At 71.0% G+C, this 26,484-nt stretch carries 26 protein-coding genes; 3 read left to right on the top strand and 23 right to left on the bottom strand.

What is annotated here, in order from left to right:
- Positions 1–188 precede the first annotated feature (188 nt).
- From Q7L73_RS02130 to Q7L73_RS02110, 5 genes are all read right to left on the bottom strand, one after another.
- Positions 189–674: a regulatory protein RecX gene (locus Q7L73_RS02130; protein ID WP_304693490.1), complete on the bottom strand. Its 486-nt coding sequence runs from the start codon at positions 672–674 to the stop codon at positions 189–191.
- A 34-nt stretch (positions 675–708) separates the two neighbouring features.
- Positions 709–1,788, bottom strand: coding sequence for a recombinase RecA (recA, locus tag Q7L73_RS02125; protein WP_304693492.1), 1,080 nt, complete (start codon positions 1,786–1,788; stop codon positions 709–711).
- A 189-nt stretch (positions 1,789–1,977) separates the two neighbouring features.
- Positions 1,978–3,327 (bottom strand): competence/damage-inducible protein A, encoded by a 1,350-nt coding sequence (locus Q7L73_RS02120; RefSeq protein WP_304693494.1) that lies wholly within the window; start codon positions 3,325–3,327, stop codon positions 1,978–1,980.
- On the bottom strand, positions 3,324–4,139 hold the full coding sequence (locus tag Q7L73_RS02115; RefSeq protein WP_304693496.1) for a helix-turn-helix transcriptional regulator: 816 nt from the start codon (positions 4,137–4,139) through the stop codon (positions 3,324–3,326). Before Q7L73_RS02115 ends, Q7L73_RS02120 begins: the two co-directional genes overlap by 4 nt.
- A gap of 65 nt (positions 4,140–4,204) precedes the next feature.
- Positions 4,205–6,895, bottom strand: a complete 2,691-nt coding sequence (locus Q7L73_RS02110; RefSeq protein ID WP_304693498.1) for a DNA translocase FtsK — start codon at positions 6,893–6,895, stop codon at positions 4,205–4,207.
- Positions 6,896–6,995: 100 nt separating this feature from the next.
- Between Q7L73_RS02110 and Q7L73_RS02105 the strand changes: the two genes are divergently transcribed.
- Together Q7L73_RS02105 and Q7L73_RS02100 are read left to right on the top strand one after the other, a co-directional pair.
- Entirely contained in the window at positions 6,996–7,685 is a 690-nt protein-coding gene (locus Q7L73_RS02105; RefSeq protein WP_304693500.1) for a response regulator transcription factor, read from the top strand.
- Positions 7,627–9,075: a HAMP domain-containing sensor histidine kinase gene (locus Q7L73_RS02100; RefSeq protein WP_304693502.1), complete on the top strand. Its 1,449-nt coding sequence runs from the start codon at positions 7,627–7,629 to the stop codon at positions 9,073–9,075. Before Q7L73_RS02105 ends, Q7L73_RS02100 begins: the two co-directional genes overlap by 59 nt.
- Before the next feature lie 25 nt (positions 9,076–9,100).
- Here the strand turns inward: Q7L73_RS02100 and Q7L73_RS02095 are convergent, their stop codons facing one another.
- From Q7L73_RS02095 to Q7L73_RS02065, 7 genes are all read right to left on the bottom strand, one after another.
- Positions 9,101–10,771: a ribonuclease J gene (locus Q7L73_RS02095; protein ID WP_304693504.1), complete on the bottom strand. Its 1,671-nt coding sequence runs from the start codon at positions 10,769–10,771 to the stop codon at positions 9,101–9,103.
- Entirely contained in the window at positions 10,768–11,628 is an 861-nt protein-coding gene (gene dapA / locus Q7L73_RS02090; protein WP_304693506.1) for a 4-hydroxy-tetrahydrodipicolinate synthase, read from the bottom strand. The genes Q7L73_RS02095 and dapA overlap by 4 nt, the downstream gene beginning before the upstream one ends.
- Positions 11,629–11,706: 78 nt before the next feature.
- Positions 11,707–12,024: a hypothetical protein gene (locus tag Q7L73_RS02085; RefSeq protein WP_304693508.1), complete on the bottom strand. Its 318-nt coding sequence runs from the start codon at positions 12,022–12,024 to the stop codon at positions 11,707–11,709.
- A gap of 5 nt (positions 12,025–12,029) precedes the next feature.
- On the bottom strand, positions 12,030–12,323 hold the full coding sequence (locus Q7L73_RS02080) for a hypothetical protein (protein WP_304693510.1): 294 nt from the start codon (positions 12,321–12,323) through the stop codon (positions 12,030–12,032).
- 61 nt (positions 12,324–12,384) lie between these two features.
- Entirely contained in the window at positions 12,385–13,050 is a 666-nt protein-coding gene (locus Q7L73_RS02075) for a 4-hydroxy-tetrahydrodipicolinate reductase (protein WP_304693512.1), read from the bottom strand.
- Positions 13,051–14,331: a pitrilysin family protein gene (locus tag Q7L73_RS02070; RefSeq protein WP_304693514.1), complete on the bottom strand. Its 1,281-nt coding sequence runs from the start codon at positions 14,329–14,331 to the stop codon at positions 13,051–13,053.
- A 72-nt stretch (positions 14,332–14,403) separates the two neighbouring features.
- On the bottom strand, positions 14,404–16,698 hold the full coding sequence (locus Q7L73_RS02065) for a polyribonucleotide nucleotidyltransferase (RefSeq protein WP_304693516.1): 2,295 nt from the start codon (positions 16,696–16,698) through the stop codon (positions 14,404–14,406).
- A gap of 113 nt (positions 16,699–16,811) precedes the next feature.
- Between Q7L73_RS02065 and Q7L73_RS02060 the strand changes: the two genes are divergently transcribed.
- Entirely contained in the window at positions 16,812–17,291 is a 480-nt protein-coding gene (locus tag Q7L73_RS02060; RefSeq protein ID WP_304693518.1) for an SRPBCC family protein, read from the top strand.
- Here Q7L73_RS02060 and Q7L73_RS02055 read toward each other — a convergent pair.
- From Q7L73_RS02055 to nusA, 11 genes are all read right to left on the bottom strand, one after another.
- A complete protein-coding gene (locus tag Q7L73_RS02055; RefSeq protein WP_304693520.1) occupies positions 17,275–17,775 on the bottom strand; it encodes a DsbA family protein in 501 nt (166 codons plus the stop codon). The two genes, Q7L73_RS02060 and Q7L73_RS02055, sit on opposite strands and share 17 nt — an antisense overlap.
- Positions 17,776–17,873: 98 nt before the next feature.
- Positions 17,874–18,329, bottom strand: a complete 456-nt coding sequence (locus tag Q7L73_RS02050) for a redoxin domain-containing protein (RefSeq protein ID WP_304693523.1) — start codon at positions 18,327–18,329, stop codon at positions 17,874–17,876.
- A complete protein-coding gene (gene rpsO / locus Q7L73_RS02045) occupies positions 18,326–18,598 on the bottom strand; it encodes a 30S ribosomal protein S15 (RefSeq protein WP_304693525.1) in 273 nt (90 codons plus the stop codon). The genes Q7L73_RS02050 and rpsO overlap by 4 nt, the downstream gene beginning before the upstream one ends.
- Positions 18,595–19,506 carry a bifunctional riboflavin kinase/FAD synthetase gene (locus Q7L73_RS02040; RefSeq protein ID WP_304693527.1) on the bottom strand — a complete coding sequence of 304 codons (912 nt, stop codon included), beginning with the start codon at positions 19,504–19,506 and terminating at the stop codon, positions 18,595–18,597. Before Q7L73_RS02040 ends, rpsO begins: the two co-directional genes overlap by 4 nt.
- A gap of 95 nt (positions 19,507–19,601) precedes the next feature.
- Positions 19,602–20,444: a tRNA pseudouridine(55) synthase TruB gene (gene truB / locus Q7L73_RS02035; RefSeq protein ID WP_304693529.1), complete on the bottom strand. Its 843-nt coding sequence runs from the start codon at positions 20,442–20,444 to the stop codon at positions 19,602–19,604.
- 12 nt (positions 20,445–20,456) lie between these two features.
- Positions 20,457–21,458, bottom strand: a complete 1,002-nt coding sequence (locus Q7L73_RS02030) for a bifunctional oligoribonuclease/PAP phosphatase NrnA (RefSeq protein ID WP_304693531.1) — start codon at positions 21,456–21,458, stop codon at positions 20,457–20,459.
- Positions 21,455–21,889: a 30S ribosome-binding factor RbfA gene (rbfA, locus tag Q7L73_RS02025; RefSeq protein WP_304693533.1), complete on the bottom strand. Its 435-nt coding sequence runs from the start codon at positions 21,887–21,889 to the stop codon at positions 21,455–21,457. Before rbfA ends, Q7L73_RS02030 begins: the two co-directional genes overlap by 4 nt.
- On the bottom strand, positions 21,886–22,203 hold the full coding sequence (locus Q7L73_RS02020) for a DUF503 domain-containing protein (protein ID WP_304693535.1): 318 nt from the start codon (positions 22,201–22,203) through the stop codon (positions 21,886–21,888). Before Q7L73_RS02020 ends, rbfA begins: the two co-directional genes overlap by 4 nt.
- A 1-nt stretch (position 22,204) precedes the next feature.
- A complete protein-coding gene (gene infB / locus Q7L73_RS02015; RefSeq protein WP_304693537.1) occupies positions 22,205–24,763 on the bottom strand; it encodes a translation initiation factor IF-2 in 2,559 nt (852 codons plus the stop codon).
- A complete protein-coding gene (locus Q7L73_RS28670; protein ID WP_370552439.1) occupies positions 24,760–25,038 on the bottom strand; it encodes a YlxR family protein in 279 nt (92 codons plus the stop codon). Before Q7L73_RS28670 ends, infB begins: the two co-directional genes overlap by 4 nt.
- On the bottom strand, positions 25,035–26,483 hold the full coding sequence (gene nusA / locus Q7L73_RS02010) for a transcription termination factor NusA (RefSeq protein ID WP_304693539.1): 1,449 nt from the start codon (positions 26,481–26,483) through the stop codon (positions 25,035–25,037). Before nusA ends, Q7L73_RS28670 begins: the two co-directional genes overlap by 4 nt.
- Position 26,484 lies beyond the last annotated feature (1 nt).

Below are 26,484 nucleotides of genomic sequence, written 5' to 3'. Positions count from 1 at the left end.
CAGTCACGGAAGAAGGATCTGGTACCAGGATCAAGGTCATTTGCTGGAGTTTCATGCCCTCGCGGGCCAGTCGTTCGCTGTGCGGGATCGTAGTACCGAGCAACATTCGGCGCAAACTTCGACAGCGTTCGACCGGACCCGAGCGGCGCGGACACGGCGGCGTCGGGTGGGAGAAGGCCGTCGGCGCCTCAGTCGAAGCCCCCGCCGCGCGCGTGGGCGCGGACGAGATCCCAGGCCAGCTCGCTGTCGTATCCCTTGCGGACGAGCACGCCGATCGCGCGCCGCAGCTCGCGCGGATCGTCCTCCAGTACGGGGAATCGCCGCGCCAGCAGCGCCTGTGCGGCCTCGCTCTCGCCCCCGCGCCCGCGCTCGCCGACGACCTCGCGCACGAGCGCCGGCGCGATCCCGAGCGACAGCAGCCTGCGCTCGATCCGGTCGGCCCCCCACTCCTCCAGCAGGCGCTTGTCCTCGGTGAACTCGCGCGCGAAGCGGGCGTCGTCCAGGTATCCCTGGTCGAGCAGGCTGGTCAGCGCCGCCTCGGCCGCCTCCGGCTCGACGCCCTTGGCCTCCAGATGACGGCGCATCTCCAGCTCGGTCCGCGCACGCGGACCGAGATAGCGGAAGGACAGCTCCAGCGCGTGCTGGAGCCGTTCCTCAGCGGTCGTCTCGCTCATGCGCCCGTTGCGGGGCCGTTACCGGACAGTCGACCTATGCGGCAGCCGGCTCCGGCTCGGCCTTCGCGGCCTTCTCGTCGTGCTCGATCGGCGCGACGAGGTCACGGTTGAAGCCGAGCGCGGAGTAGATCTTCTCCTCGATCTCGCGCGCGATCTCGGGGTGCTCCTTCAGGTACCCCTTGGCGTTGTTGCGGCCCTGACCGAGCCGCTCGCCGTCGTAAGAGAAGAACGAGCCCGACTTCGTGACGATGTTGTGCTCGATGCCGTAGTCGATCAGGCAGCCCTCGGTCGAGATGCCCATGCCGAACTCGATGTCGAACTCGGCCTGCTTGAACGGCGGCGCGACCTTGTTCTTGACGACCTTGACGCGGACGCGGTTGCCGACCGCCTCGGTGCCGTCCTTGAGCGTCTCGATGCGGCGGATGTCGAGCCGCTGCGACGAGTAGAACTTCAGCGCGCGACCGCCCGGCTGCGTCTCCGGCGAGCCGAACATGACGCCGACCTTCTCACGGATCTGGTTCGTGAAGAGGCACATCGTCTGCGTGCGGTTGAGGTTGGCGGTCAGCTTGCGCATCGCCTGCGACATCATGCGCGCCTGCACGCCGACGGTCTGGTCGCCCATCTGGCCCTCGAGCTCGGCGCGCGGCGTCAGCGCGGCGACCGAGTCGACCGCGACCATGTCGACCGCGCCGGAGCGGACGAGCATGTCGGCGACCTCGAGCGCCTGCTCGCCGTAGTCCGGCTGCGAGACGAGCAGCTCGTCGATGTTGACGCCGATTCTCTGCGCGTAGAGCGGGTCCATCGCGTGCTCGGCGTCGATGAAGGCGCAGACGCCGCCGAGCTTCTGGGCCTCGGCGATGATGTGGTAGACGAGCGTCGTCTTACCGGATGACTCCGGCCCGAAGACCTCGACGATGCGGCCGCGCGGCACGCCGCCGATCCCGAGCGCCAGGTCGAGCGAGAGCGCGCCGGTGGGGATCGCGTTGACTCTCACGCGAGCGCCCGGATCACCCATCCGCATGACGGTGCCCTTGCCGAACTGGCGCTCAATCTGTGTCAGCGCCCCTTGCAGGGCGGCGTCGCGGGCCTTCGCGGCCTTGTCCTGCTCGCTCATTCCTGGAAGCTCCTCAGTTCACGTCGTATGGCTCGACAAGCTACGCCCCGACCCGGACGGAATACGAACACATGATCGGGTGCGGCCTCCAGCGTAGGCGCATCCGCTGTCACGGCGCTACGCGTGTCTGCACCGATTGCGCACGGCATCCGCGCGCAACTGCGCCAGCTCAGCGCAGCTCGACGCGCGTCACGCGGCGTCGGCTTCCAGCAGCAGTCGCCGGATCATGTGCAGCGCGACCGTCGTCGTGCGGTCGCGGATGTCGAAGCGGGAGCCCGGCAGCGACAGCCTGCGCGTCATCCGCGGCCCGTCTCTCAGCGCGACCGAGACCCACACCAGCCCGACCGGCTTCTCCGGCGTCCCGCCGCCCGGCCCGGCGATCCCGGTGACGCCGACGCCGACGTCGCTGCCGAGCCGCGCGATCGCGCCGCCGGCCAGCTCCTCGGCGACCTCGGAGGAGACCGCGCCGACACGCTCCAGCGTGCCCGCGGAGACTCCCGCCAGCGCTACCTTCGCCGCGTTCGAGTAGACGACCAGCCCGCCGAGCACGTAGGCGGAGGAGCCGGCGCGGTCGGTCAGGCGGCCGGCGAGCAGGCCGCCGGTGCACGACTCGGCGGTCGCGATCGTGCGCGGCGGGTGCGCGACCGCGGCGTCGCCGACGCCGCCGGCGCCGGGGTCGCCGAGCAGCAGGCCGGCGACCTGGGCGTCGATCGTCGCGCCGTCGGTCGCGAACAGCAGCGGCCCGTGGCGGCGCGCGACGTACTGCTCGAAGGCGCCGTAGGCGAGCTCGTCCTCGACCGCGTAGCGGGTCGCGATCTCGATCTCGCCGCGGCGCAGGCAGGTGGTGATCTCCAGCGGGTCGAGCGTCAGCCCGTCGCGCGCGGCGGCGAGCAGCGTCTCGGCGATCTCGGACTCGGGCAGCCCGAACAGGCGCATGATCCGCCACGAGAACGTCCCCGCGCCCGCCGTGGCGGCGCGGAAGGCGTCGGTCGCCACAGCCACGCCCCACATCGGCTGCAGCTCGCGCGGCGGGCCCGGCAGCACGACGACGGTCGGCCCGTCCGCCCCGGCGTCGCCGTCGGCCGACGGCGGCACGACCAGCCCCGGCGCGGTCCCGACCGGCTCCAGCACGGTCGCCCCGGCGGGCACGAGCGCCTGCTTGCGGTTGGAGCGCAGGACGGCCTCGCGATCGAGGTCGGGCCAGCGCGACAGCAGCGGTCTCAGGATCTCGGCGATGCGCCCGAACAGCGCCTCGTCGAGCTGCAGCGACCGCCCCTGGAACTGCGCCACGACCTCGCCGGTGAGGTCGTCGGCGGTCGGGCCGAGGCCGCCGCTGGTGACGATCAGCGCGACGCCCTCGTCGGCGAGGAATCTGAGCGCGCCGCGCAGGTCCTCGGGCCGGTCGCCGACGATCACGATCTGCGCCGCGTCGACGCCCAGCTCGCGCAGCCGCTCCGCCAGCCAGGGGCCGTTGCTGTCTCTGATGATCCCCTGCAGGACCTCGGTCCCGGTGACGACGATGCCGGCGCGGGGGCTCATGTGCACGTCGGCAGCTGGTCGCCGCTGATCGGCGTCGCGCCTCTGGTCGTGATCGCGAAGCCGACCGCCTCCGAGGAGGCCGGCACGGAGACGGCTCTGCCGTTGACTCTCATCACGACGTTGGAGTTGCCGAGCGTCAGCCGCATCGATCTCGCTCTCTGCAGCGGGACCGCCTGGCCGGCGGCGAAGGTCTGGCCGGGGATCAGCACTCTGTCGTCCTGATCGACGAGGCAGACGTAGACGTCGCCGCTCGGTATCAGCCGCAGGCCGGCGAGCGTCGGCGCCGCCGCTCTTCTCTGCGTCTGCGCGCCTGTGCCGCCGCCGCTCGCCGCTCTTCTGCCGCCGCCTCTTCTGGCGATCGGCTGCGTCTCGGTCGGCGTCGTGTTCGAGCCCTTGTCGTCTCTGCCGCGCGTGCCGATGAAGTAGAGCGCCGCGACGAGGATCACCAGCAGGCCGACGGTTATCGCCCAGCGCGGCGCGCCGCCGCCACCCCCGCCTCCGCCGCGCGGGCTGGTGCGGTTGCCGCGCCGGTCGCGCGCGAGACCGGGGCTGACGGTCCGCAGCTCCTGCTCGCTCGGGCGCTCGTAGCGGAGCTTGTACTCCTCCACCAGCGAGCGCGAGTCGATCCCGAGATAGTCGGCGTAGGTGCGGATGAAGCTCTTCGCGAAGGTCGAGCCCGGCAGCAGCTGCCATTCCTCGTTCTCGATCGCGCGCAGGTACTTCGCGCGGATCTTCGTCGCCAGCTCGACCTCGGTGATGTCGATCCTGGCGCGCATTCGCGCCTCGCGGAGAGTTGGGCCGATCTCAGGCATTCGAGCCGAAGGCTATCGACCGAACGCCTTCGGCAGCGGGGAAAATCGTGCAGACCGCGAGCCGCTCAGGAGAGCGTCGGCTCGTCGTCCGCTGCTCCGGAAGACGGTGTGGGCAGCGGGATCTGGTCGCCCGGACGCTCACCCGGCGGCGGACCCGCTCTCTCGGCGAGCGCGACGAGGATCCGCGGCACGTCGGACTCGGTGATCAGCACCTGGCGCGGCTTGCTGCCCTCGTAGCCGGAGATGATCCCGCGCCGCTCGAGCATGTCGATCAGGCGGCCGGCGCGCGTGTAGCCGAGCCGCAGGCGGCGCTGCAGCATCGAGGTCGAGGCGGTCCCCATCTGCGCGACGAGGCCGATCGCCTCCTCCAGCAGCGGATCCTCGTCGGGGTCGAAGCCGTCGTCGGCGCTCTGCTCCTCCGCCGCGGCGTCCTCGTCCTCGACCTCCTCGAGCAGGTCGTCGCGCAGCTCCGGCTCGCCCTGTCTGCGCCACGATTCGGTCAGCTTGGCGATCTGGTCCTCGTCGACGTAGGCGCCCTGGATCCGCTGCAGCTTCGAGGAGCCGACCGGCGAGAACAGCATGTCGCCCTGGCCCAGCAGCGACTCGGCGCCGTTCTGGTCGAGGATCACGCGCGAGTCGGTCTGCGACGAGACCGCGAAGGCGATCCGCGACGGCACGTTCGCCTTGATCATGCCGGTGATCACGTCCACGCGCGGCGACTGCGTCGCCAGCACGAGGTGGATGCCGACGGCGCGCGCCTTCTGCGCCAGGCGGATGATCGAGTCCTCGACGTCGGCCGGGGCGACCATCATCAGGTCGGCCAGCTCGTCGATCACGCAGAGGATGTACGGCAGGCGCGACTCGCCGCGCTCCTCGCGCCGTCTGTTCAGCTCCGGCAGCGAGCGCGTGCGCGCGAGCGACATGATCCCGTAGCGCTCCTCCATCTCCTTGACGAGGTTCTGGAGCGCGTTGGCGGCCTTGCGCGGGCTCGTGATGACGGGCGTCAGCAGGTGCGGAATCGACTCGTAGTGGTTCAGCTCGACCTGCTTGGGGTCGACCAGCACGAGCTTGACCTCGCGCGGGTCGGCGTGCAGCAGGATGCTCGACAGCATCGCGTTGACGCAGCCGGACTTGCCGGCGCCGGTCGTGCCGGCGACGAGCAGGTGCGGCATCTTCGCGAGGTCGACGCCGATCGCGCGGCCGGCGACGTCCTTGCCGAGCCAGACGGTCAGCGGCGACCAGTCCGACGGCGGCTCCTGGAAGACGTCGCCGAGGTGGACGATCTTGCGCTTCGCGTTGGGCACCTCGACGCCGACCGCCTGCTTGCCGGGGATCGGCGCGAGGATGCGCACGTCGGTGGCGGCGAGCGCGTAGGCGAGGTCGTCCTTGAGGTTGGCGACTCTGCCGACTCTGGTGCCGGGTGCGAGCCGCAGCTCGTAGCGCGTGATGTGCGGGCCGGCGACCATGCCGACGACCTTCGAGTCGATCTTGAAGTGCTCCAGCGCCTCGACCAGCTGCGCGGCGATCTTCTCCTGGCCGGCCGTGTCGGGGCGCGTCTGCTCGGCGGTCGAGCGCTTCAGGAAGCGGCTGCTGGGGACCTGCCAGACGAAGTCGGGGCTGTCGGTGACAGAGGCGCGGTAGCGGCCCTGCGGCGTCAGGTCGGCCGGGTCGACGGGCTCGGTCGGCCCGGTCGTGACGCCCGGCTCGTCGGGCTCCTCCAGCTCCAGCTCGGGTATCTCGGCCTCGTCGGCCGCGACCGGCTCGTCTGCGTCGTCGTCCTCGTCGTCGGGCGTCGCGGCGAGCGCCGCTGAGGCCGCGAAATCGGCGGTGTCGCCGTCGTCGGGCTCGTCGTAGTCGATCGGGGCCAGCGGCGCGGGCGCGAGCGTCGGCGCGTCGTCCTCGTCGCCGAACAGGTCGGGGTAGCGCTCGGCGCCGTCGAGCGACGGGGCGTCGCCGGGAGTGGCGCGCACGACCAGCCTCGCCGGCTCCAGCTCGGGCGGCGTCAGCAGCTCGGGCACGTCGGGATCGGTGGAGGCGGCGAGCACCGCGTCGTCGTCGGCGGCGACGATCGTCTTGCGTCTGCGGGCCGCTCTTCTCGGCGCCGGCGGCGGCTCCTCGTCTTCATAGGAGCGGCGTGCCGGCGCGAGCGTGCGGCTCGTCTCGGCCGCCTGCTGCAGCACGCTGGCGATCGTGACGCCGCTCAGCAGCACGAGCGCGGCGAGGAACAGGAAGATCGCGATGATGTGCGCGCCGACGTCGGAGAAGAGCGTCGAGGCGACCCAGTAGAGCGCCTCGCCGATCGCGCCGCCGCGCTCCTTGATCACGTCGGCGTCCCACATGTCGTTGCCGGGGCGACCGCCGCCGCCGAGGCCGAGCGTGCCGGCCGCGAGCGACAGCTCGACCGCGCCGAAGAGGCACCAGACGCCGGCCCGCAGCGGCTTCACGCTCGGGATCAGCGTGCGCGCGATCACCAGCACGCCGCCGATCACGAGGCCGATCGGAGCCGCGTAGGCGACGCGCCCGAACAGCAGCATCAGCCCGTCCCGCAGGCCGTCGCCGACCTGGCCGCCGGCCGAGCCGGCGTACATCACGAACGCGAGGAAGATCCCCAGCGCCGCGAGCCCGAGTCCGAGCAGGTCGATCTGGTGCGGCGCGAGCTGCGGCAGCCCGAGGCCGGGAGCGGATGAACGGCGCGCGCGAGCGCGCGAGCGGGATCTCGACGATCTCGTGGGTCTACGGCGGCTGGTTCTGGCCATCTTCGGTGCGTGCTTCGACGCGGGGCGCATAACCCCTGCCGGGAGTAACGAATCGCTAAAAACCCGCGCGGAGCTGGCCTTTCCCGACTAGCATCCGTGTATGAGCGATTACGCCCGCCCCGCCCGCGTGCTCGTCGTCGAGGACGATGACGAGATCGCCCAGGTCCTGCAGCGCTCGCTGCGCATGGAGGGCTACGACGTACGCACCGCCGCGGACGGCGTCACGGCGCTCGACGAGGCGCACTCCTTCCTGCCCGACCTCGTGATCCTCGACCTCGGCCTGCCGAAGCTCGACGGGATCGACGTCGCCAAGACGCTGCGCAGAGGCGACGACGTGCCGATCCTGATGCTGACCGCGCGCGACGCGCTCGAATCGCGCGTCGAGGGCCTCGACGCCGGCGCAGACGACTACCTCGTCAAGCCGTTCGAGCGGCAGGAGCTGCTGGCGCGCCTGCGCGCGCTGCTGCGGCGCCGTCCCCCGCGCGGCTCGGCGCCGCTGACGGTCGGCGACCTGCGCCTCAACCCGGACACGCACGAGGTCCACCGCGGCGAGCGCTCGATCGAGCTGACGCAGCGCGAGTTCGAGCTGCTGGAGTACCTGATGCGCAACGAGCGGATCGTGATCTCGCGGCAGCGCCTGCTCGACGAGGTCTGGGGCTATGACCCCTTCTCGACGACGAACACGATCGAGGTGTTCGTCTCCAATCTGCGACGGAAGCTGGAAGCGGACGGTGAGCCTCGACTCCTCCATACGATCCGCGGCGCAGGCTACGTACTCCGCGTACCGTAGGGTCCCGATCCGCTGGCGGCTCGCCGGCGGATCGGCCGCGCTGACGTTCGTGATCCTCTGCGGCTTCGCCGTCATCGTCGGCTTCCTCACGACGCGCCAGATCGGGATCCAGTTCAAGGACTCGGTCAACAGAACGGCCGACGCGCTGGCGACGTACGCGAACGGGCGGATCGGCTACGACGCGGCGACCGGCGCGGCCAACTGCGGCCAGCTCGGCGCGCTCGCGACCGGCGAGAGCGGCAAGCTGACGGTCTACAACGACAGCCGCGGCGGCGAGATCATGTGCTTCTACGGCAGCAGCCAGCGCGCGGTCTTCAAGCCCCAGGGCACCTATCCGCGCGACGAGAGCGGCTACCGCGTCACCGCCAGGTGGGTGACGCTCAACAACGGCGTCGAACGAGCGCTGATCATCTACGGGCGCCCGCTGTCGGCGACGAAGGCGACGATCGCGAAGGTCCGCTTCTTCATCGTCTTCGGTGTGCTCGGCGGCGCCGCGCTGGCGCTCGCCGCCGGCCTCTTCGTCGCTCGCCGCGCGATGGCGCCGATCGCCGAGCTGACCGCGACCGCGCGCGAGATCGGCCGCACGCGCGACCCCTCGCGCCACATGCCCCAGCAGGGCTCCGACGACGAGGTCGGCGAGCTGGCGGCGACGCTCGAGGAGATGCTGCAGGCGCTCGACCGCGCTCAGAGCGAGACGGAGGCGACGCTGGCGCGCCAGCGCGAGTTCGTCGCCGACGCCTCGCACGAGCTGCGCACGCCGCTGACGAGCGTGCTCGCGAACCTGGAGCTGCTGGAGGAGACGCTGGAGGGCGACCAGCGCGACGCGGCCGCCTCCGCCCTGCGCTCCTCGCGGCGGATGCGGCGGCTGGTCGCCGACCTGCTGCTGCTGGCGCGCGCCGACGCCGGCCGCGTCGTCCCGCACGTCCCGCTCGACCTCGGGCAGGTGCTGGTCGAGGTCGCGGGCGAGCTGGAGCCGCTGGCCGCGAGCGCCGACCACGAGTTCTCGATCGACACCAGCGCCGAGGGCACGCTCGTCTCCGGCGCGCGCGACGAGCTGCACAGAATGGCGCTCAACCTGGTCGAGAACTCGCTTCGTCACACGCCGCCCGGCACCCACGTCCACGCCGCGCTGCAGCACGTCGGCGACGAGGTCGTGCTGACCGTTCAGGACGACGGCCCGGGGATCCCCGAGCCGCTGCGCGAGAAGCTGTTCGAGCGGTTCGTGCGCGGCGGCGGCGACCGCGCGCCGTCAGGCTCCGGCCTCGGCCTCGCGATCGTGCGCGCCGTCGCCCGCTCGCACGGCGGCGACGTGACCGTCGACGAGACGCCCGGCGGCGGCGCCCGCTTCGTCGTGCGGCTGCCGGCGGCCAGCCAATTAGCAGTCGCGTGAGCGTGTTTCGCTCACGTGACTGCGGCTAGACCTCGACGACGACCGGCAGGACCATCGGCCGGCGCTTCAGCTTGTCGTAGACGAAGCCGGCGAGGTCGTCGTGCAGCTGCTGCTGGATCAGGTCGACCTCGCGCACGCCGTCTCTGGCGGCCTGCGCGAGCGAGTCCTCGATCGCGCCGCGGATCTCCTCGATCAGCTCGTCGGCCTCCGCCACGAACGGCACGCCGCGGAAGATCACCTCCGGCGGCACGACCGACTGGCCGTTCTGCTCGGAGACGGTCGCGACGACGATGAAGATGCCGTCGGCCGACAGCATTCTGCGGTCGCGCAGGGCGACGTCGGCCGGGTCGCCGATGTCGACGCCGTCGACGAAGACCATGCCGCTCTGGACCTTGTCGCCCCAGCGGGCGCCGCGCTCGCTGATGTCGAGCGGCAGGCCGTTCTCGCCCTGGAAGATGTTCTCCGGGTCGATGCCGACCTGCTCGGCCAGCTCGGCGTGCAGGTGGATCCGCTTGAAGTCGCCGTGCATCGGCAGCACGTATCTCGGCTTCGTCAGGTTGAGCATCAGCTTCAGCTCCTCCCGATAGCCGTGGCCGGAGGCGTGGACCGGCGCGTCGGCGGTCGTGATCACGTCGCAGCCGATGTGGTAAAGCCGGTCGATCGTCTCGTTGACCGCGCGCTCGTTGCCGGGGATCGGCGTCGCCGAGAAGACGACCGTGTCGCCCTCGCGCAGCTTCACCTGGCGGTGGTCGTTGTGCGCCATCCGCCGCAGCGCGGAGAGCGGCTCGCCCTGGGAGCCGGTCGAGATGATCACGATCCGCTCGTCCGGGAAGTCGTCGATCTCGCGCGGCTGGATCAGCATCCCCTCGGGCACCTCGATGTGCCCGAGCGAACGGCCGATGTTGACGTTCTTGCGCATCGATCGGCCGACGAGCGCGACCTTGCGGTTGAGCGCCGAGGCGGCGTCGACGACCTGCTGGACGCGGTGGATGTTGGACGCGAACGAGGTCACGACGATGCGGCCCTCGCAGCGGCTGAAGACCTCTTCGAGGTGCGGGCCGACGCCTGCCTCCGACGGCGAGAAGCCGGGCCGGTCGGCGTTGGTCGAGTCGCCGCAGAGCAGCAGCAGGCCCTCTCTGCCGAGCTCGGCGAGCCGCTGCATGTCGGCCGGGCGGCCGTCGACCGGCGTCTGGTCGAACTTGTAGTCGCCGGTCAGCAGCACGGTCCCGAGGTCGGTCGTGATCGCGACCGCGTTCGAGTCCGGGATCGAGTGCGTCATGTGGATCAGCTCGATGTCGAACGGACCGGCCTCGATCGTCTCGCCGTCGTGGACGTCCTCCAGCTCGACGTCTCTGATGCGGTGCTCGTCCAGCTTCGAGCGCGCCATCGCCATCGCCAGCGGGCCGCCGTAGACCGGCGGCGCGTCCTCGACGCCCAGCTCGCGCAGGACCCACGGCAGCGCGCCGAGATGGTCCTCGTGGCCGTGCGTGATGACGATCGCCTCGATGTCCTCGACGCGGTCCTTCAAGTACGTGAAGTCGGGCAGCACGAGATCGATCCCGAGCTGCTCCGCGGTCGGGAAGCGCAGGCCCGTGTCGACCACGACGATGCGGCCGTCGTACTCGACGACCGTCATGTTCTTGCCGATTTCGCCCAGGCCGCCGAGCGGCAGGACGCGAAGCGTTCCGTTGCTCACGCGGACGCCGTCGCCAACAGGCCGAGCCGCTCGAGCGCGCTGCGGACGACGGCCGTCTCCTGCTCGTCGGCGTCGACGAGCGGCAGCCGCAGGCCGCCGACGTCGTGGCCGAGCAGGTTGAGCGCCGCCTTGACCGGGATCGGGTTGGTCGTCACGCCCATCGCCGCGTAGACCTCCTGCAGCTGCTCGTCGATCTCACGCCGCTTCTCCGGTTCGTCGACCATCCGCCGCATCTGCTCGCCGACGACGTGGCTGGCGACGCAGATGCCGCCGGCGCCGCCGAGGTCGAGCACGTCGGCGAGCATGTCGTCGTTGCCGGCGTACAGCTCGAGCCCGTCGACCATCGCGAGGTTGTCGGGGTTGGCCTGCTTGACGGCGACGATGCCGTCGATCTGGGCCAGCTCCGCGAGCAGGTCGTTCGGCATGTCGGTGCCCGTTCGCGTGGGGATGTTGTAGAGCACGATCGGCTTGTCGGTCGCTCTCGCGCACGCCGCGAAGTGGGCGACGATCCCGCGCCGGTTCGGGCGGTTGTAGTACGGCGTGACGTGCAGCAGCGCGTCGGCGCCGAGCGCGGTCGCCTTCTCCGTCAGCTCGATCGCGTGACGGGTGTCGTTGGAGCCGACGCCGGCGACGACGGTCGCGCGGCCCTTCAGCTCGTCGGCGACCAGCTCGATGACGCGCAGATGCTCCTCGTCGGCGAGTGTCGCGGCCTCACCCGTCGTGCCGCAGACGACGAGGCCGTCCGAACCGTGCGCGACGAGGTGATTCGCGAGGCGAACGGTTCTCTCCTCGTCGACGCGCAGCTGTGCGTCGAACGGAGTGACCATCGCAGTGAGAATTGCTCCCAGCCCTGACATGCGTTCGATCATTATCGCAAGGTGGGCCGCGAGACGCCCCGTCCCCATCGGGCGCCGCCGCGCCGGCAGCACCAGCAGTCAGCGTTTCAGCGCGTCGGTGAAGCGCCGCGGGACGCGGGGAGAGCCGATCCGCCCCTCCTCCCAGAGCGAGATCACGACCAGCTCGCCGTCACCGTGACGGCAGACGAAGACGAGGTCGCGGTCGACGAGATCGCGCACGTAGAGCGAGCCGCGGGAGCGCGTCGCGCCCGGCGGCGCGTCCTCGCTGGCCCGTCCGGCTTCCAGCGCCCGCCGCACCCGCCCGACGATCTCCGGTCTCGGGTCGAGCGCGCCGGTGCGCGTCCCGACGCGCTGGCGGAAGCGCTCGACGGCGTGGTCGGTGACGGCGATCAGCACCCGCCTCACGGTAGCGGGGACGGTGCCAGCAGCTCGTCGTGCTCGCGCGGGTCCCACGTCTCCGCGACGGCGCGGTCGGGGTCGGCCGGGCCGAGCTGGCCGACGACGTCGAGGCCGCTGGCGCGCAGCAGCTCGACCGCCTCCAGCAGCCAGCCGCGCGCGGCCAGGTCGTCGCCGGCGACCAGCAGCGTGAACTCGGCCGGACCGCGGGCGACGCGGGCCAGCAGCGATCGACGCAGCGCCGCCGGCGTGGCCGCGGGCGCGGTGACGACGAGCACGTGACGGGTCGGCTGCGGCAAGCGCTGCTGTCCTCCGGTTCGTCAGCGGACTGCGAACCGGAGGATAGCGAGGCAAAAAGCCCTACAGCAGGTGTTCCAGCCCGACCAGCGGGCTGTCGGCGATCGCGCCGACTCTGCGCACGGCGAGCAGCACGCCGGGCATGAACGAGACGCGGTCGACCGTGTCGTGGCGGATCGTCAGCGTCTGCCCGAGGTCACCGAGGATGACCTCCTGGTTGGCGACCATGCCGGGCAGCCGCACCGAGTGGATCGGCGGCGCCTCTCCCCCGGTCGCCGCGGCCATCAGCTGCGCGGTGCGCGCCGCGGTGCCGCTCGGCGCGTCGAGCTTTCTGTCGTGGTGCAGCTCGATGATCTCCGCCTTCGCCATGTGTCTGGCGGCCTCGGCGGCGAACTTCATCATCAGCACCGCGCCGATCGCGAAGTTGGGCGCGAAGAAGACGTTCGCCGTGCTCTTCGCGCTCGCCTCGCGCAGCGGCTCGATGTCGAAGCCGGTCGTCCCGATCACGACGTGGACGCCCGCGTCGAGGCATTCGAGCGCGTTCGCCAGCGCGGTGTCCGGCTGCGTGAAGTCGACGACCACGTCGGCGGCGCCCAGCACCTCGGCGAGCGAGGTCCCGAGCGCCGGATCGGCGCGGCCGGTCAGCTCCATGTCGTCGGCGCCGGTGACGGCGTCGCAGACGGTCGATCCCATCCGGCCGGCGGCGCCGGCGACAGCGACTCGAATCACTCAGACTCCTGCGGGTTCGGGGGCGAGCGGGCCGAGCGCCGCTCTGAAGACGTCCTCGTCGGGGCCGATGCCGGCGGTCGACAGCTTCGCCGGGTCCAGCAGCTCCGCCGTCAGCTCCGCGATCGTGTCGCGGTCGACGGCGTCGATCTTCTCGACCACCTCGTCGACCGACAGCAGCGGCATGCCCGTCAGCACGGCCGAGCCGAGCCGGTTCATGCGCGCGCCCGTCGACTCCAGCGACAGCACGATGCGGCCCTTCAGGTTCTCCTTCGCGCGCTCCAGCTCCTCGTTGCTGGACGGGTCGCGCTGCAGCCGCTCCAGCTCCTGTGCGACGACCTCGAGCGCGGGCGCGAGGTTGTCGGCGCGGGTGCCGAGGTAGAGGCCGACCTGGCCGGTGTCGGAGAACTGCGCGGTGTACGAGTAGACCGAGTACGCCAGGCCGCGTCTCTCGCGCACCTCCTGGAAGAGGCGCGAGGACGACGTGCCGCCGAAGAGCGTGTCGAGGACGCGCAGCGCGTAGCGCCGCTCGTCGTCGCGCGCGATCCCGGGCCCGCCGAGGCAGACGTGGTACTGCTCGGTGTCCTTGCGCTCGAAGACGACGCGCGGCGTCAGCCCGCTCGGCGCCGGCGGCGCCTGCGGCGCGTCGGCGCTGCGGCCGCCGTTGGGCACGCGCGTCGCGGCCAGCTCGACGAGCGCGTCGTGGTCGACCGCGCCGGCGGCCGAGATGACGACGTTCGACGCCACGTAGCGGCTGGCGTGGAACGCTCTGATCGCCTCGATCGGCGTTCTCGCGACGACGTCGGCGCTGCCGATGATCGAGCGGCCGAGCGGATGTCTGCCGAAGACGGCCTCGCCGAGCACGTCGTAGACCTTGTCCTGCGGGTCGTCCTCGTACATCGCGATCTCTTCGAGGATCACCTCGCGCTCGCTGTCGACGTCGTCGATGCGCGGTCTGAAGACCATCTCGCTCATCACGTCGAAGGCGACGTCGAGGTGCTCGTCGATCACGCGCGAGTAGACGGAGGTCGTCTCCTTGCCCGTGCCGGCGTTCAGCTCTGCGCCCATGCCGTCGAAGATCTGGTCGATCTCCAGCGACTGGTATCTGGCGGTGCCCTTGAAGAGCAGATGCTCGATCAGGTGCGAGAGACCCGCCTGGGAGTCGTCCTCGCCCCGCGAGCCGGTGCCGATCCAGTAGCCGAGCGAGACGGACCGGACGGAGGGCATCGCCTCCGTCACGATCCGGACGCCGGATTCCAGCTCGGTGATTCTGTGATCACTCATGAGAGATGCCGCGAACCGCCCCCGGCGCGCCGCGCTGCGGCGCGCCGGAGTGCAGTTCGCAAGCTGACTGGATCAGCCGCGGTCCGGATCGCGGTCGCGGCTGCCGCGCCCGCGGTTGCCGCCGTTGCCGCGGTCCTCACGGCCGCGGCCGCCACCGCCGCGACCCTCGCGACGGGCGCCGCGGTCGCGCGGCGGACGGTCGCCGCCGCGGTCCCCGCCGCCGTTGCCGCCGCTGGCGGAGGCCGCCTTCAGCTCCTCGACCGTCTTGCCCGCGACGTCCGGGTCCTCGGCGAGGCGCAGGCCGATGCGGCCGCGCTCACGGTCGACCTCGAAGACGCGCACCTTGATCTCGTCGCCCTTGTTGAGGACTTCCTCGACCGTGTCGACGCGTCTGCCGGGCGAGATGTTCGAGATGTGCAGCAGGCCGTCGTTGCCCTTGGCCAGCTCGACGAACGCGCCGAAGGTCGTCGTCTTGACGACCTTGCCGTTGAATTCGTCGCCGACCTCGACCTCCTTGGTCATCGTCCGGATGCGCTCGGCGAGGGCGTCGCCCTGCTCGCCGTTCTGCGCGTAGACGAGCACCTGGCCCTCGTCGTTGACGTCGATCTGGGCGCTGAACTCCTCGGACAGGCCGCGGATCGTCTCGCCGCCCTTGCCGATCAGCAGGCCGATCTTGTCGGGGTCGATCTGGACGGTCGCGATCCGCGGCGCCCACTTCGACAGCTCCTCGCGCGGGGCCGACAGCGCGTCGGCCATCTTGCCGAGGATGAAGGTGCGACCCTCCTTCGCCTGCGACAGCGCGTCACGCAGGATGTCGAAGGTCACGCCCGTGATCTTGATGTCCATCTGCAGGGCGGTGATGCCCTCGCTGGTGCCGGCGACCTTGAAGTCCATGTCGCCGAGGTGATCCTCGATGCCGGCGATGTCGGAGAGGACGATGTAGTCGTCGCCCTCCTTGATCAGGCCCATCGCGATGCCGGCGACCGGCCGCTTGAGCGGCACGCCCGCGTCCATCAGCGACAGCGACGAACCGCAGACCGACGCCATCGACGACGAGCCGTTGGACTCGAGGATGTCGGAGACGACGCGGATCGTGTAGGGGAACTCCTCGATGCTCGGCACCATCGGCACGAGCGCGCGCTCGGCGAGCGCGCCGTGGCCGATGTCACGGCGCTTGGGGCCGCGCATGAAGCCGGCCTCGCCGACCGAGAACGGCGGGAAGTTGTAGTGGTGGAAGTAGTACTTTCTGGTCTCCAGGCCGAGCGTGTCGAGGCGCATCTCCTCCCGCGTCGTGCCCAGGGCCGCGGTCGACAGCGCCTGCGTCTGGCCGCGCGTGAAGAGCGCGGAGCCGTGCGTGCGCGGCGTGACGCCGACCTCGATCGTGATCGGCCGGATCTCGTCGGCTCTGCGGCCGTCCGGACGCTTCTTTCTGATCGCGATCCGCTCGCGGATGATCTGCTTCTCGAGCTTGTCGAAGGCGAGCTGGACGGCCGCGCGCTGCTCGGCGTCGTCCTCGTCGGCGGCGTATCTCGCGAAGACCTCTTCCTCGACCGCCTTCGTCGCCTCCTGGCGCTCCAGCTTGTCGACGACGCCGGTCGCTCTGTCGAGCTTTCTGCCGTGCGATCTCGTGATCTGTCTCAGCAGTCTCGCGTCGACCGACGGGACCTCGACCTCGGACTTCGCCTTGCCGGCCTTTCTGGCCAGCTGCCACTGCAGTCTGCAGAGCTTCTTGATCGCCGAGTGGGCGATGTCGAGCGCGTCGAGGATCTCCGCCTCGGGGATCTCGTTGGCGCCCGCCTCGACCATCAGGATGGCCTCTTCGGTGCCCGCGACGATCAGGTCGAGATCGGTGTTCTCGAGCAGATCCTCTTCGTTCGGGTTCACGACGAAGTCGCCGTTGACCTTGCCGATGCGCACCGCGCCGACCGGCTGCGGGAACGGGATGTCGGAGATCATCAGGGCCGCCGAGGCGCCGTTCATCGCGAGGATGTCGTACGGGTTCTCGTGGTCGACCGAGAGCGTCAGCGTGACGAGCTGCGTCTCCCGGCGCCAGCCCTTGGGGAACAGCGGGCGGATCGGACGGTCGACCATGCGGGCGACGAGCGTCGCCTTCTCACCGGCGCGACCCTCGCGCTTGAAGAACGAGCCGGGGATCTTGCCCGCGGCGTACTGACGCTCTTCGACATCGACCGTCAGGGGAAGGAAATCGACGTCGCGGAGGTTGCCCGCGGTCGCCGTCGACAGAACCATCGTGTCGCCCGAGCGGACGACGACTGCGCCAGAGGCCTGCTTGGCCATGCGACCGGTCTCGAACGAGATCTCTCTTCCAGCGATCTCGACGGAAAGCCGCGTAACGGCGTCAGACATATATGTGTTTTCCCTTCTGCTCCGCCGTTCGGTAGGCGGAGAGCTTGCGTCTTTTCGATACGGAACCCATCCATCGTAGCGATCTGCCCGCAAATTGCCTGCGTATCTCGGCTATGACCGTCCACGTCCTGACGCGCGAGCAGACGCTTCCCGGATCGCCTGACACCGTCTTTCCCTTCTTCGCCGCAGCCCGCAACCTCGAAGCGATCACGCCCCCGTGGCTCGGCTTCCAGGTCACCACCCCGGAGCCGATCGCGATGGCGCCGGGAACGCTGATCGACTACCGCCTGCGGCTGCACGGGCTGCCGCTGCGCTGGCGCACGCGGATCGCCGCATGGGAGCCGGGCGAGCGCTTCGTCGACGAGCAGCTGAGCGGCCCCTACGCGCTCTGGCACCACACGCACGAGTTCACGCCGGCGCCCGCCGCGCCCGGCGGAGAACCGCGGACCGCGATGCGCGACACCGTCCGCTACGCATTGCCGCTCGGCCCGCTCGGCGAGCTGGCGCACCGGATCCTCGTCAGACGCGACCTCGACCGCATCTTCGACTTCCGCGCCGCGACGGTCGCGCGGCTGCTCAGCCCAGGCGGCTGATCAGCGCGTCGGTCGGCAGCCCGGGATGGGCGACGCCGTCGAGGAAGAGCGTCGGCGTCGTCGCGACGCCGGCGCGCACGCCGGCGGCGAAGTCGCGTCTGACGCGGGCGATCGTCGCCTCCGCGCGGCGGTCGGCGTCGAAGCGGCCGACGTCGAGCCCGAGCTGCTCGGCGCGCGCCCACAGGTGCGGGTCCTCCAGCCGCCCCTGGTCGGCGAACAGCAGCGCGTGCATCTCCCAGAAGCGGCCCTGCAGCGCCGCCGCCTCGGCGGCGCAGGCGGCCGCCCACGCGCGCGGATGCTTCGATCTGACCGGGAAGTGGCGGAAGATCCGCCGCGCGCCGGCAGCGCGCAGCCGCTGTTCGAGCACCGCGCAGTACGGGCACTCGTAGTCGGCGTAGACGATCGCCAGCGGGCGGTCGGACGGGCCGTCGAGGTGGTCGTCGGCCTGCGGGCCCGGCAGCGGGGCGCTGCCGTAGTCAGTCACCTGACGCCGCGATCGTCGTGGCTGGCAAGGACGCAGGGAGCGACGTGGGCGCTGGCCCACGAGCGACCGAGGACGCCGCCAGGCGCGGCGAGGGCAAGTCAGGCCGCGAGGCCGTCGAAGATGAGGTTTGCGCCGGGCAGGTCACCCGGCGACGGCGCCTGGTAGCTCCACTTCACGACGCCGTCGGAGTCCACGATCACCAGGGCGCGCTGCGGGAAGCCGCCCTCGTGCAGGACGCCGAAGGCCGCGCTGGTGGCGCCCTTCGGCTCGAAGTCCGACAGCTGCTCGATCGTGACGCCGAGCTTCTCCTTGAACGCTCTCTGCGCCCAGGAGGAGTCGCAGGAGACGCCGTAGAGCGTCGCCCCCTGCGCACTGAACTGGTCCAGCACCTCTTCGTAGAGGTTGAGCTGGTCGGTGCAGACCGGGCTGAACGCGAAGGGATAGAAGACCAGGACGGTCGTTCTGCCCTTGAGGTCGTCCTGCGTGAACGACTCGCCATCCTCGCGCTGGAGTCTGAACTCCGGAACGGGGGTGCCCGGCTGCAGGACGCTCACTTGCGCAGGCCCAGCTCTCTCACGAGCGCGCGGTACCCGTTGAGGTCCTTGCGCTGGAGGTAGTTGAGGAAGCGGCGACGGCGGCCGACGAGCATGAGCAGGCCGCGGCGCGAGTGGTGGTCCTTCTTGTGGGTGCGCAGGTGCTCGGTGAGGTCGTTGATCCGCTCCGTCAGCATGGCGATCTGGACTTCGGCGGCGCCGGTGTCCTTCTCGTCTCTGCCGAACTTCGCGATCAGTTCTCTTTTGCGCTCGGGGCTAAGGGTCGTCATCGGCCGCGCAGCGTAGCAGAATCCCCCGCACAGACGGCCCGCGCCGCGGCCACGTCGAGCTGCATCTGCTCGATCAGCGCGTCGGCCGACGGGAACCGCTGCTCGCCCCGCAGACGGCCGACGAACTCGACCGTCAGCGGCTTCCCGTAGAGGTTTCCGGAGTAGTCGAGCACGTACGCCTCGACCAGCAGCCCGAGGCCCGTCTCGAAGGTCGGGCGCACGCCCACGTTGGTCGCGGCGCAGCGCCACTCCTGTCCCCCGTCCCAGCTCACCCGCGTCGCGTAGACGCCGTTGGCCGGACAGACGAGCGCGGGGTCGGGCACGAGGTTGGCGGTCGGGAAGCCCAGCTCGCGGCCGCGCTTCTCGCCGTGCTGGACCTCGCCGCGCATGCGGAAGGGCACGTCGAGCAGCGTCGCGGCGCGCTCGACCAGCCCGGCCTGGACGAGCCCGCGCACGTGCGAGGAGGAGACGATCTCGCCGTCGACCTCGACCAGCGGCACGACGCGCGCCTCGAAGCGGCCGTCGGCTCTCAGCAGCGCGGTGTCGCCTCTGGCGCCGTGGCCGAAGCGGAAGTTCTCGCCGACCGAGACGTGCGTCGCGCCGAGCTTGCCGACGAGCACGTCGTCGACGAACTCCTGCGCGGTCTGGTGCGCGAACGCCGCGTCGAACGGGATCACGATCAGCTCCTCGACGCCGAGCGCGGCGATCAGCTCGGCCTTGACCTCGAGGCTGGTCAGCAGCTTCGGCGCGGCGTCCGGCCGCACGACCGCCATCGGGTGCGGCTCGAACGTGAGGACCGTGTCGCTGCCGTCGACGACGGCACGGTGACCGAGGTGGACCCCGTCGAACTCGCCGACGGCGACGCGCCGGGGCCTCGGCGCGACGTCGGGCAGCCAGGTGATCTGCATGCGCCGGAAGAGTAGTCAAGCCGGCGCGAGGAGGGCGCGCACGCGGGCCGCATGGGCATCGCGGCGGGCCTGCGCGGGCGTCCGCGCAGGCCCGCCTACCCGCGCAGTCCGACGACCGGCTTGAGCAGGCGCGCGCCGTCGGGGCCGGGGCGCGGCTCGGCGATCGCGATCAGGCCGTCGGCGTCGGTCAGGCGCGTGAACTGGCCGTCGGGCCGCGCCGGCTCGGGGTCGGCGACCGCGACCCCGTGGGCGGCTCTGCGCGCCGCGTCGGCGGCGAGCCGCAGCTCGGGCATGAACGCCAGCGCCTCCGCCAAGGGCACGATCCGCTCGGGATCGGCGTCGGCGACGTCGAACGGGCCGATCGCGGTCCGCCGCAGCTCCTGGCAGTAGGCGTCGCCGAGGTCGGCGACGAGGCTGCGCACGTAGGTGCCGGTGGAGCAGCGGATCGCGAAGGCGCGGCGGTCGCCGTCGCGCCACAGCTCGCGGAACTCCTCGACGTGCACCTCGCGCTCGGGCAGCTCGACCTCCTCCCCGCGGCGGGCGCGGGCGTAGGCGCGCTCGCCGTCGACTCTCAGCGCCGAGTAGGCGGGCGGACGCTGCCGGACGAGCCCGGTCGGCAGCAGCAGGTCGCCTGCGGGGACGACGCCGGTCTCGCTGATCTCGCCGTCGGAGTCGCCGGTCGTCGAGGTCGCGCCGAAGCGGGCGATCGTCTCGTAGCGCTTCGGCTGGCCCATCAGGAACCGCTGCGCGCGGGTGCCGCGGCCGACCAGCACCAGCAGCAGCCCGGTCGCGAACGGGTCGAGCGTGCCGGCGTGGCCGACTCTCGTCTTGCGCGGCAGCGCGCGGCGGACGCGGTAGACGACGTCGTGCGAGGTGATCCCCGCGGGCTTGTCGTAGACGATCACCCCGTCCAGCGGGGTCAGAGGCCGCTCGCTCACAGGCGCGGCCGGCTAGAGGAGCTGCCTGGCGACCTCGTCGCGCAGGAAGGCGACGAGCTCGTCCCAGGTCAGCGCGGTCGTGAAGCCGGCCGCCTGGCGGTGGCCGCCGCCGCCTTGGATGCGGGCGATCACGGAGACGTCGACGCGGTCGTCGCTGGCGCGCAGCGAGACCTTCCGCAGCCCCTCCTGGCCGGGGCCGAGGCGGTCGCGCACGAGCGCGGCGACAGCCGTCCCCTCGACCGAGCGGAGTTGGTCGATGACGCCCTCGGAGTAGTTCTCCTCGGCGCCGGAGGCACGGTAGTCCTCGACCGTCAGCCTCGTCGCCGTCAGGCGGCCGCCGTCATAGCGCTCGACCTGCTCGAGGCCCCGCGCCAGCAGCTTCAGCTTGCCGTACGGGATCCCCTCGTAGATGCGGCGGTAGATGTCGTGGACGTCGACGCCGGCGTCGATCAGCTCGGCCGCCATCACGTGCGCGCGCGTGCCGGTGTTCTCGTACATGAACTTGCCGGTGTCGGTCACGAGGCCGACGTAGAGCGCCTCCGCGATCGACGTCGTCACCTCGACCTCCAGCCCGCGCATCAGGTCCCACACGATCTCGGCCGTGCACGACGCCTCCGGCACGACGTGGTTGACCGTGCCGAAGTGGGTGTTGTCGTGGTGGTGGTCGACGTTGAGGATGTGGGCGCCCTCGAACTTGAGCGCGTCGGCCGGGTTGCGGTCGATGTTGCCGCAGTCGAGGAAGACGATCGTGCGCTCCTCGATGTCCCCCGGCGGGACCGAGACGAGGCCGTCGAGCGAGAAGAAGCGGTACTCGTACGGCAGCGGGAACTCGTCCGCGTCCATGAACATGATCGAGTCCTTGCCGGCCGCGACGAGGATCTGGTGCATCGCGACCAGCGAGCCGAGCGCGTCCCCGTCGGGATGCTCGTGGGTGCCGAGCAGGAACTTCTCCGAGTCGCGGATCTCGTCGAGCACCTGGGCGCGCGTGGCGCGCTTGCCGTTGGTCGCGCTCACCCCAGCTCCTCGTCGGTGACGCCGTCCTCGACCGGCCCGGCGGCGTCCGCCTGCGCGATCTCGGCAAGCTCCTCCGGCGAGACTCTCGCCGGCAGCGGCTCGTCCTTCAGGATCTCGTTGATGCGCAGGCCTCTGTCCACCGAGTCGTCATAGGCGAAGGTGATCTCGGGGGTGTACTTCATCCGCACCGCTCTCGCGACCTTCCGCTGCAGGAAGCCCTGCGCCGAGCGCAGCCCCTCCATCCCGGCGGCGCGGGTCTCCTCGTCGCCGAGGACGCTCACGTAGACGCGGGCATGTCGGAGGTCTGAGCTGGTTCTCACGGACGTCACGGTGACGAACCCGACGCGCGGGTCCTTCAGCTCCTGCGTGATCGCATCGCTGAGCACGGCTCGCACCGCCTCGTCGACGCGACGAATTCGACTTCCGCTCATCCTATCCCTCCCCGCAGGTCCTCGACCGAGGCGGTGAAGCGCTCGACGCGGACGCCCTGCGGCAGCTGCTCATCAAGCCAGCGCTCGACGTTGTCCGCGGCGGCGTCGAGGACCGGCAGCGAGCCGCCGGTCAGCGCCGCGGTCAGCGTCGAACGCTGCCACAGGTCCTGGTGGTCGGTCTCGGCGACCGCGCAGCCCAAGCGCTGGTGGAGCTGCGCCTTCAGCGACGACAGCTCCTTGCGCTTGGACTTGAGGCTTCCCGCGTCGGGGAAGTGCACGTCGATCACCAGCACGGCGACGTAGCCGCCGCCCATCTCAGGCGAGCTCGCGCTCGACCTTGCGCGTCGTGTACGCCTCGAGCACGTCGCCTTCCTTGACGTCGGCGAAGTCTCTCAGCACGATGCCGCACTCGAAACCGGACGCGACCTCTCTGACGTCCTCGTTGAAGCGCTTGAGCGACGCGATCTCGCCGTCATAGACGACCGTGCCGTCACGCACGAGACGGACTCTCGAACCGCGCGTGACTCTGCCGTCGGTGACGTAGGAACCGGCGATGACGCCGATTCTCGAGGCGCGGAAGATCGCGCGGACCTCGATCGTGGCGACCTGGTCCTCGACCTCCTCCGGCTCCAGCATGCCCTGCATCGCCGCGCGCAGCTCCTCGATCGCGCGGTAGATGACGGCGTAGGAGCGGATCTCGACGCCCTCGCGGTCGGCGACGCGCGCCGCCTCGCCGATCGGACGCACGTTGAACGCCAGCACGACGCCGTCGGAGGCGGCCGCGAGCATCACGTCCGACTCGTTGACGCCACCGACGCCGCGGTGGACGACGTTGACCTGGATCTCGCTCTGCGGCAGCTTCGCGATCTCGTCCTCGATCGCCTCCAGCGAGCCGGCCACGTCCGCCTTGAGGACGAGGTTGAGCTCCTGCAGCTCGGACTTGAAGATGTCCTCGAGCGTGACGCGCTTGCCGGCGCGGCGGGCGCGAGCCTCGGTTCTGAGGCGGTTGGCACGCTCGCCCGCGAGCTGACGCGCCTTGCGGTCGTTCTCGACGACGCGCACGAACTCGCCGGCCTCGGGCACGGAGTCGAAGCCGAGGATCTCGACCGGCTCGCCGGGCAGAGCCTTCTTGACTCTCTCGCCCTTGAAGTCGTTCATCGCGCGCACCTTGCCCCAGTGCGGGCCGGCGAACAGCGCGTCGCCGACTCTCAGCGTGCCGCGCTGGATCAGCACGGTCGCGACCGCGCCGCGGCCCGGGTCGAGCTTCGACTCGATCACGATGCCCGACGCCTCGGCGTTCGGGTTCGCTCTCAGCTCCTCGACCTCGGACATCACGAGGATCGTGTCGAGCAGGTCGTCGAGGCCGGTCTTGGCCTTCGCCGAGACGTTGACGAACTCGGTGTCGCCGCCCCATTCGACCGGCTGCAGGCCGAGCTGCGTCATCTCGGTGCGGACGCGCTCGGGCTGAGCGCCCTCCTTGTCGACCTTGTTGACGGCGACGAGGATCGGCACTCTCGCGGCCTTCGCGTGGTCGACCGCCTCCTGCGTCTGCGGCTTCACGCCGTCGTCGGCGGCGACCACGATCACGGCGATGTCGGTCGCCTTCGCACCGCGGGCGCGCATGGCGGTGAACGCCTCGTGGCCCGGGGTGTCGAGGAAGGTGACGACTCTGTCGCTGTGGTGGACCTGGTAGGCGCCGATGTGCTGCGTGATGCCGCCGGCTTCGCCAGCGGTCACCTCGGTGTCGCGGATCGCGTCGAGCAGCGACGTCTTGCCGTGGTCGACGTGACCCATGATCGTGACGACCGGGGCGCGCTCGACGAGCTCGTCGTCGGTGTCGTCGTAGACCGGCTCGGCGTCGACGTCGTCAGCCGCGTGGACGATCTCGGCCGTGCGGTCGAACTCGCTCGCGAGCATCTCGATCGCGTCGTCGGAGAGCGTCTGCGTGAGCGTCGCCATCTCGCCGAGCTGCATCAGCTTCTTGATGATCTCGGGGACCGGGATGTCGAGGTACTCGGCAACATCTCTGACGGTCGCGCCCGAGGCGATTCTGACGTGCTCGGGCCCGGCCGAGATTCTCGTCTCCAGGGGAGCCGGCTCTTCGTACGTGCCACGGCGACGCCGGCCGCGACGCTGACGGCGCGGCGGCTGGTTCTGCGGGCCGCCGCCACCGGGAGTCCGGCGCGAGGCCTGCGAGTCGATCACGACGCGGCGACGACCGCCGCCGGCGCCGGGAGCGCCGGTGCCGAGCGAGTCACGCGTGGGACGCTGTCTCGGATCGCTGCTGCCGGCCTGGCCGGCACCCTGCTGCGGGCCGTCGAAGCGCTGGCCGCCGGGACCGCCGGGACCGCGACCGCCGGGACCACCGGGGCCACGGCCGCCGGGACCGCCGGGTCCGCGACCGCCCGGACCACCGGGACCGCGACCGCCCGGACCGCCGGGTCCGCGACCGCCCGGACCACCGGGACCACGGCCGCCCGGACCACCGGGACCACGACCGCCCGGACCGCCCGGCCCGCGACCGCCCGGACCACCGGGACCACGGCCGCCGGGACCACGCTGGCCCTGGCCGCCTGCGCCCGCGCCCTGACCGCCGCCGTTGGCGGAGCCGGGCTGCGCAACGCGCTGCGTTCTGTATCTGGGGACGATTCTGGGTCTCTCGGGAAGCGTTCTGTCCCGATAGGTGCCGACTCTCGCTCTCGGCGGGGCTCTGCGGCGCAGGCCTCTCTCACCGAGGACTCTGAGCGCAGAATCCTCGTCGACGCTCGCCGACGGCGCGGGCGCGTTGATGCCCGCGGATCTCAGCGTCGCGATGAGGCGATTGGCCGAGATGCCGTGCTCTTTGGCGATGTCGCTGATTCGCTTATTGCTCATGCAGTGTCCAAGTGTACGTTCTCTGAGGATTCGAGCTGTGCGGGCGCCGTGGGAGGCGCCGTGACGGCCCGACGGAAAGCGCGGTTGAAGCCGCCGCGCGAGCGTGCTCGCTCGTAGCAGTCCTGTGCGCGACAGGTGTACGCCCCGCGGCCAGGCAGCGAGCCGGCGGGATCGGCGACGAGCGCCGGGCCGTCGAGCACCCAGCGCTGCAACGAGCGTCTCGGCGCCGTGCGGCCACAGCCGACACAGCGCCGAAGCGGCTCGTGGCCCGTTATGAGGCGGTCTCCTCCGCGGGCTCGTCGCCCGCCGCCTCGTCCTCGCCGGCGTCCTCGCCGTCGAAGTCGTCCTGCTCCTCCTCGTACTCGCCGGCCTCGCCGCCGTCGAGCAGCTCGGCCTCCTCCTCCAGCTCGGCCTCCTGCTCGGCGACCGCGACCGCAGCCCCGCCGGTCAGCGCGGCGACCTCGTCGCTGTCGATCTCGGCCAGCGCCTGGTGCGTGTCGAGGCCGCAGTAGCGCGAGCCCGGCAGCGCCGCGTTCGGGCAGCGGCGCCCGTTCGCGAGCAGCGCCGCGCAGCGGCCGCCCTGCACCTCTTCCTCCTCGTAGCCGCCCTCGGCCTCCTCGGAGGCGAACTCGGTCTCGGAGCGGATGTCGATCCGCCAGCCGGTCAGGCGGGCGGCGAGGCGCGCGTTCTGGCCCTCGCGGCCGATCGCGAGCGACAGCTGGTCGTCGGGGACGATCACCGTCGCCTGCTTGCCGTCGTCGTCGACGAGCACCTCACGCACGCGCGCGGGCGAGAGCGCCTTCGCGACGAAGCGGGCCGGTTCGTCGTTGTACGGGATGATGTCGATCTTCTCGCCGCGCAGCTCGGAGACGACCATGCGCACACGCGAGCCGCGCGGGCCGACGCAGGCGCCGACCGGGTCGACCCCGTCGGCGTGCGAGACGACCGCGATCTTCGAGCGGTAGCCGGGCTCGCGGGCGACGTTGGTGATCTCGACGAGGCCGTCGGCGATCTCCGGCACCTCGAGCTCGAACAGCGCCTTGATCAGCTCCGGGTCGCGGCGCGAGACGATGATGCTCGGACCCTTGGTCGAGGCCGAGACGTCCTTGATGACGGCCTTGATCCGCTGCGAGTGGTCGTAGCGCTCGCCGTCGACCTGCTCGGACTTCGGCAGCAGCGCCTCGACGCGCTCGCGCAGCTGCACGAGCGTGTAGCGCGAGTCCGACTGCTGGACGATGCCGGTGATCAGCTCGCCGACGCGATCGCGGTACTCCTCGAACATCATGTCGCGCTCCGCCTCGCGGATGCGCTGGAGGATCACCTGCTTCGCCGTCTGCGCGGCGATGCGGCCGAAGTCCTCGGGCGTCACGTCGACACGCTCGATCTGGTCCTCGTACTGGGCGAGCTTCTCGAAGTCGAGCTCCGGCTCGGGCAGCTGGCGCGCCTCGCCGGTCTCCGGGTCGACGCCGGAGAACTCGGCGGCGATGATCTCCTCCTGCTCGGTGATCAGCTGATCCTCGAGGTCCTCGGGGATGACCAGCTCCCAGACGGTGAAGTCGCCGAGCTCACGGTCCATCTCGACCTGTGCGTAGGGTGCGGCGCCGGGCTGCTTCTTGTACGCGGACAGGAGGGCGTCCTCGAGCGCGACCATGAGCTTCTCGCTGGAGATGTTCTTCTCGGCCGCGAGTCCACGGACGGCATCCAGGATCTCTTTCGACATG

Source organism: Conexibacter sp. CPCC 205762 (assembly GCF_030646155.1).
In the GTDB taxonomy this organism is placed as follows: Bacteria; Actinomycetota; Thermoleophilia; order Solirubrobacterales; family Solirubrobacteraceae; genus Conexibacter.
This window is presented reverse-complemented; position numbering and strand designations above follow the sequence as displayed.

What these genes read in the sequence shown, in the direction of transcription:
- Q7L73_RS02130 (WP_304693490.1), bottom strand. Translation starts at nt 674, where the DNA reads ATGAGCGAGACGACCGCTGAGGAACGGCTCCAGCACGCGCTGGAGCTG.
- recA (WP_304693492.1), bottom strand. Translation starts at nt 1,788, where the DNA reads ATGAGCGAGCAGGACAAGGCCGCGAAGGCCCGCGACGCCGCCCTGCAA.
- Q7L73_RS02120 (WP_304693494.1), bottom strand. Translation starts at nt 3,327, where the DNA reads ATGAGCCCCCGCGCCGGCATCGTCGTCACCGGGACCGAGGTCCTGCAG.
- Q7L73_RS02115 (WP_304693496.1), bottom strand. Translation starts at nt 4,139, where the DNA reads ATGCCTGAGATCGGCCCAACTCTCCGCGAGGCGCGAATGCGCGCCAGG.
- Q7L73_RS02110 (WP_304693498.1), bottom strand. Translation starts at nt 6,895, where the DNA reads ATGGCCAGAACCAGCCGCCGTAGACCCACGAGATCGTCGAGATCCCGC.
- Q7L73_RS02105 (WP_304693500.1), top strand. Translation starts at nt 6,996, where the DNA reads ATGAGCGATTACGCCCGCCCCGCCCGCGTGCTCGTCGTCGAGGACGAT.
- dapA (WP_304693506.1), bottom strand. Translation starts at nt 11,628, where the DNA reads ATGTCAGGGCTGGGAGCAATTCTCACTGCGATGGTCACTCCGTTCGAC.
- Q7L73_RS02070 (WP_304693514.1), bottom strand. Translation starts at nt 14,331, where the DNA reads ATGAGTGATCACAGAATCACCGAGCTGGAATCCGGCGTCCGGATCGTG.
- Q7L73_RS02065 (WP_304693516.1), bottom strand. Translation starts at nt 16,698, where the DNA reads ATGTCTGACGCCGTTACGCGGCTTTCCGTCGAGATCGCTGGAAGAGAG.
- Q7L73_RS02060 (WP_304693518.1), top strand. Translation starts at nt 16,812, where the DNA reads ATGACCGTCCACGTCCTGACGCGCGAGCAGACGCTTCCCGGATCGCCT.
- rpsO (WP_304693525.1), bottom strand. Translation starts at nt 18,598, where the DNA reads ATGACGACCCTTAGCCCCGAGCGCAAAAGAGAACTGATCGCGAAGTTC.
- Q7L73_RS02040 (WP_304693527.1), bottom strand. Translation starts at nt 19,506, where the DNA reads ATGCAGATCACCTGGCTGCCCGACGTCGCGCCGAGGCCCCGGCGCGTC.
- rbfA (WP_304693533.1), bottom strand. Translation starts at nt 21,889, where the DNA reads ATGAGCGGAAGTCGAATTCGTCGCGTCGACGAGGCGGTGCGAGCCGTG.
- Q7L73_RS02020 (WP_304693535.1), bottom strand. Translation starts at nt 22,203, where the DNA reads ATGGGCGGCGGCTACGTCGCCGTGCTGGTGATCGACGTGCACTTCCCC.
- infB (WP_304693537.1), bottom strand. Translation starts at nt 24,763, where the DNA reads ATGAGCAATAAGCGAATCAGCGACATCGCCAAAGAGCACGGCATCTCG.
- nusA (WP_304693539.1), bottom strand. Translation starts at nt 26,483, where the DNA reads ATGTCGAAAGAGATCCTGGATGCCGTCCGTGGACTCGCGGCCGAGAAG.